Below are 3,844 nucleotides of genomic sequence, written 5' to 3'. Positions count from 1 at the left end.
CGGTGCGAAACAGAATTGTGATTATACAAGAGCGATGCTTAAAGGGGGCTGAATAGAAAAGATTTTAAACTAAATAAATTTTATGTTCGGCGCGTGCTATTACTTCGCCGATGATAGCGCTGCTAGCGTAGCCTGCGTTTTTTAAATTTACAAGCGCTCGCGCCGCGTCCTTTTCCGCTACGGCAAGCAGAAGTCCGCCGCTGGTTTGTGCGTCGCAAAGCGTTATGTCCGGCTCGGAATCGACGCCCGGTGCGATAAATTTAAAATTTTTATAGCTCCCTGCAGGGATCAGCCCCTCGTCAAGGCATCTGAGGGCGTTTTTTAGAAGCGGAATTTTGCTAGGATAAATTTTAAAGCTCACGTTCTCGTTTATCATTTCAAGCGCGTGTCCAAGTAGTCCAAAGCCCGTCACGTCCGTTGCAGCATGTATTTTTAGACCTCCTAGCGCGCCCACGGCATAAAAATTTAGCAAAATCATGCTCTCTATCGCGTCACGAAATTCTTCAAATTTAAGAAATTTCGCCTTAATAGCCGTAGCAATGATGCCCGTACCGAGGGGTTTTGTTAGTATCAGCAGGTCGCCTTCGCGAGCTGTATTATTGCTCCAAAATTTACGCGGATTCACGCGCCCCGTAACGCTAAGTCCGTAATAAATTTCGGGAGTAGAGATGGTGTGACCGCCTACCAAGGCTCCTCCGCACTCTTTGATCTTGTCTTTGCCGCCGCGCAGAATTTCGCGCAGAATTTCGTTTGAGAAATGACAATCGTCAAAACCCACGATGTTTAGGGCATTTATCACTTCGCCGCCCATCGCAAATACGTCACTTAGGGAGTTTGCCGCCGCGATCTGTCCGAAAATAAACGGATCGTCCACCAAAGGGGTGATAAAATCGAGTGTCTGCACGAGCGCAAGATCGTCGCTTATACGAAATACGCTCGCATCTTCGTTGCTGCAGGTGGACGAAAGCAGGCTTGCATTGGGCTCGATTAAATTTCCAAGATTTTCGGTTAGACCCGCCGGGTCAAGCTTGGCGGCTCAACCGGCGGCTGCAATAAATTTCGTGAGGTTAAAATCTCTGTAGATCATAGTTTGATTGCTTCGTATTTTGATAAGATGTCCATGATTTCGTATGCGTTTGAAATCTCGCCGATCGCGAGCTTATCGACCAGTTTGTAGCCCTCCAGACAGCTTCCGCAGCTTAAAATTTCAGCTCCCGCTTCGTTTAGCTTTTTGATCGCCTCGAAGCATTCGTGGCCGCGGTTGGTGGTTATGTGCACGGCGTTGTTTACACAGATGACCTTCACTGGCTTTTCGTCTAAGCTTAGCGCCGCGCCTAAAAATTTAGCAAGCAAGCTCTTTCCGATCGGGCCGCTTCCGCACTGCTCCTCGTTTAGGAATATCACCTTGCCTCTTTTTGGCGCCGTGACATTACAATAAATATCGTCGATACTTTCATCTTTAAGCTCATCCGTTTTTACGGTTTTTATAAGTGTGTCAGCGCCCGCTTGTGAAATTTGCGCCTCAAAGCCGTTTTTAGCCAAAAAACGTTTTATGTTTTCGCGCGGCGCTACGTCGTTTACCAAAATTTCTAAATTCTCTCCGATTTTTAGCTCACCGAGGGCTTTTTTGGTGCGCAAAAGCGGCTCCGGGCAATTTAAATTGCGACAATCTAGTTGCATATGTAATCCTTAAAAATAAAATTCTTTGAACCTCAAAGCTAATGCGAGCCGCACGCAAGCAGACCCGCATAAAATTTACCCAAGTTATAAGCGCGGGTACTTCGCTTCAAATTGCGATTTGGCAATCTGCCCTTTATCGAGCAGCTCGCGATACCAGTAGTGGTGAAGTACGTAAACTTCCTCCTCCGGCTTGTGTCCGTCGATCATCGAGTGGATGGCTCCGCTGATCGCAAAGACCGCCATATAGATATGCACAAGCAAAAATACCGCGCAGACCGCACCCAAAAGATTATGAATAATCGCGCTTGCTCTTAAAATTTCGATCTGACTCATACCTAGCGCACTTCTCATCGCAGGGATATCGTAGTCTAGGAAAAACATTGACGCACCCGTCGCTATCATCACTATACCGCCTAAAGTCGCGACCCAAAACCACGCCTTTTGGCCGGCGTTAAATTTACCCGCAGGGATTGCGCGCTTCTTTTTGCTTAGATAGCCGCCCACGATCATCATCCATCTGATATCGTAAGTTCGCGGTAGCATACGCCAAAACCATGTCACTAGCATAGGCACAACGGCAATCGCAAACGCTATCGTAGCCAGTCCGTGAGCGTTTTTACAAAATCTCACGAAAGCGCCGCCGCCAAATTCCTCGCCAAACATCATAATCAAGCCTGTCGGAACCAAGATCGCCCATGCTACGGCCGCTACAAGATGGTATAGTCGCTCAAATTTATTAAATGCATAGATCGGCTTGCCCGCGTGATGATCGAAGTGCTTCGGCCCTATGATCGCGTAGTGCCCAATAAAAGCTATGATTACGCCCAAAACCGCACCCAGCGCCAGCCACGCAAAAAAGCCCGAGCTTTGCAGATGTCCTTGAAATTGCAGAAAAATCGGACCGAAGCCGTTGCCGTAGCTATCGATGTTTTCAAGCCTTGCATTGCCCCAAACATCGCTATTTCCCTGCACGATATCGGCATATTTTTTCTCCTCAGCCTGCGCATAAATACAGGCGAAAAGCGCGAGAAACAATCTTTTCATGGATTTCCTTAGATATAAAATTTGAGCCGATTATATCATTTTTTGCAAAAAATTTTCTTACAAAGCAAAATTACATTTTTGCATTAAGTGCGGCGCTAGTTTCGCCTCGCATACTCGTCGTAGCCAAATTTTTTGATCATCAAAACCTCTCCGCGCTCGTCCGCCAAAACAAGATCGGGCAGCTTGATGCCGTTAAAGGTCGTGTTTTTCACGATCGTGTAGTGGATCTGATCCTCGAAAATCACCCGATCGCCGATGTTTAGCGGCGCGTCAAATTTATACTCGGGCTGTCCGCTCTCAAGCCCCACGACGTCGCCTGCGAGGCAGGTATTTCCGCCGAAGCGATAGCTAAATTTACCGCTCTTACTCTCGCCGCGCACCGCAGGACGATACGGCATCAACACGGTATCAGGCATATGAGCTTCAGGGGAAGCGTCTAAGATAGCTATTTTAGCGTCGTTTTCTACTATGTCAAGGACGCTAGCGACCAAATACCCGCACTCCCAACCGACCGCCTCGCCCGGCTCAAGATAAATTTCGACTTCGTATTTTTCGCGAAATTTTTTGATCAGATCTATCAGTAGCTCCACGTCGTAACCTGCGCGCGTGATATGATGACCACCTCCGAAATTTAGCCACTTTAGGGTTCTAAAATATTTGCCGAATTTCGCCTCGAAAACCTCGAGCACCCGTTCTAAGCTCTGAGCGCTCTCTTCGCACAGCGCGTGAAAATGCAGCCCCGAGATGCCGCGCAAAAACTCGCCGTCTTGCAAGATCGCCCGCTGCAGCGCTTCAAGGCTCATCCCGAGCCTGCTAAAGCTGCCGCACGGATTGTAAGCGTCTTTGGGCGCGAAGGAGGTCTGCGGATTTAGCCGCAAGCCGCACGACGCTCCCGCAGCAAGCGCTTTTGCGCGGTATTTTTGCCACTGCGCGGCGCTATTAAACACGACGTGGTTTGAAATTTTTAAAATTTCCTCCAAATCATCCTCTTTAAACGCTGGCGAGTATGTGTGGATCTCGCCGTTTTTGATAAATTCCGCGGCAAATTTCGCCTCGTGCAGGCCGCTACAAGTCGCACCCCAGAGGTATTTGCCAACATAAGGCATCGCGAAGCTAAACG

Annotated in this window: 4 protein-coding genes; all 4 read right to left on the bottom strand. The window is 48.4% G+C overall.

What is annotated here, in order from left to right; translation table 11 throughout:
• Positions 1-64: 64 nt before the first annotated feature.
• Complete coding sequence (gene selD / locus Q0620_RS09645; RefSeq protein ID WP_298784818.1) at positions 65-1,084, bottom strand: selenide, water dikinase SelD; 1,020 nt, start codon at positions 1,082-1,084, stop codon at positions 65-67.
• Positions 1,084-1,680 (bottom strand): sulfurtransferase-like selenium metabolism protein YedF, encoded by a 597-nt coding sequence (gene yedF, locus Q0620_RS09640; protein WP_298784816.1) that lies wholly within the window; start codon positions 1,678-1,680, stop codon positions 1,084-1,086. Before yedF ends, selD begins: the two co-directional genes overlap by 1 nt.
• An 84-nt stretch (positions 1,681-1,764) precedes the next feature.
• Positions 1,765-2,724, bottom strand: a complete 960-nt coding sequence (locus Q0620_RS09635) for a formate dehydrogenase subunit gamma (protein WP_298784814.1) — start codon at positions 2,722-2,724, stop codon at positions 1,765-1,767.
• A 95-nt stretch (positions 2,725-2,819) separates the two neighbouring features.
• The coding region (gene nspC / locus Q0620_RS09630) for a carboxynorspermidine decarboxylase (RefSeq protein ID WP_298784812.1) at positions 2,820-3,844 on the bottom strand (1,025 nt) is incomplete at its 5' end.

It is taken from the genome of uncultured Campylobacter sp. (assembly GCF_938017615.1).
Lineage (GTDB): Bacteria > Campylobacterota > Campylobacteria > Campylobacterales > Campylobacteraceae > Campylobacter_B.
This window is presented reverse-complemented; position numbering and strand designations above follow the sequence as displayed.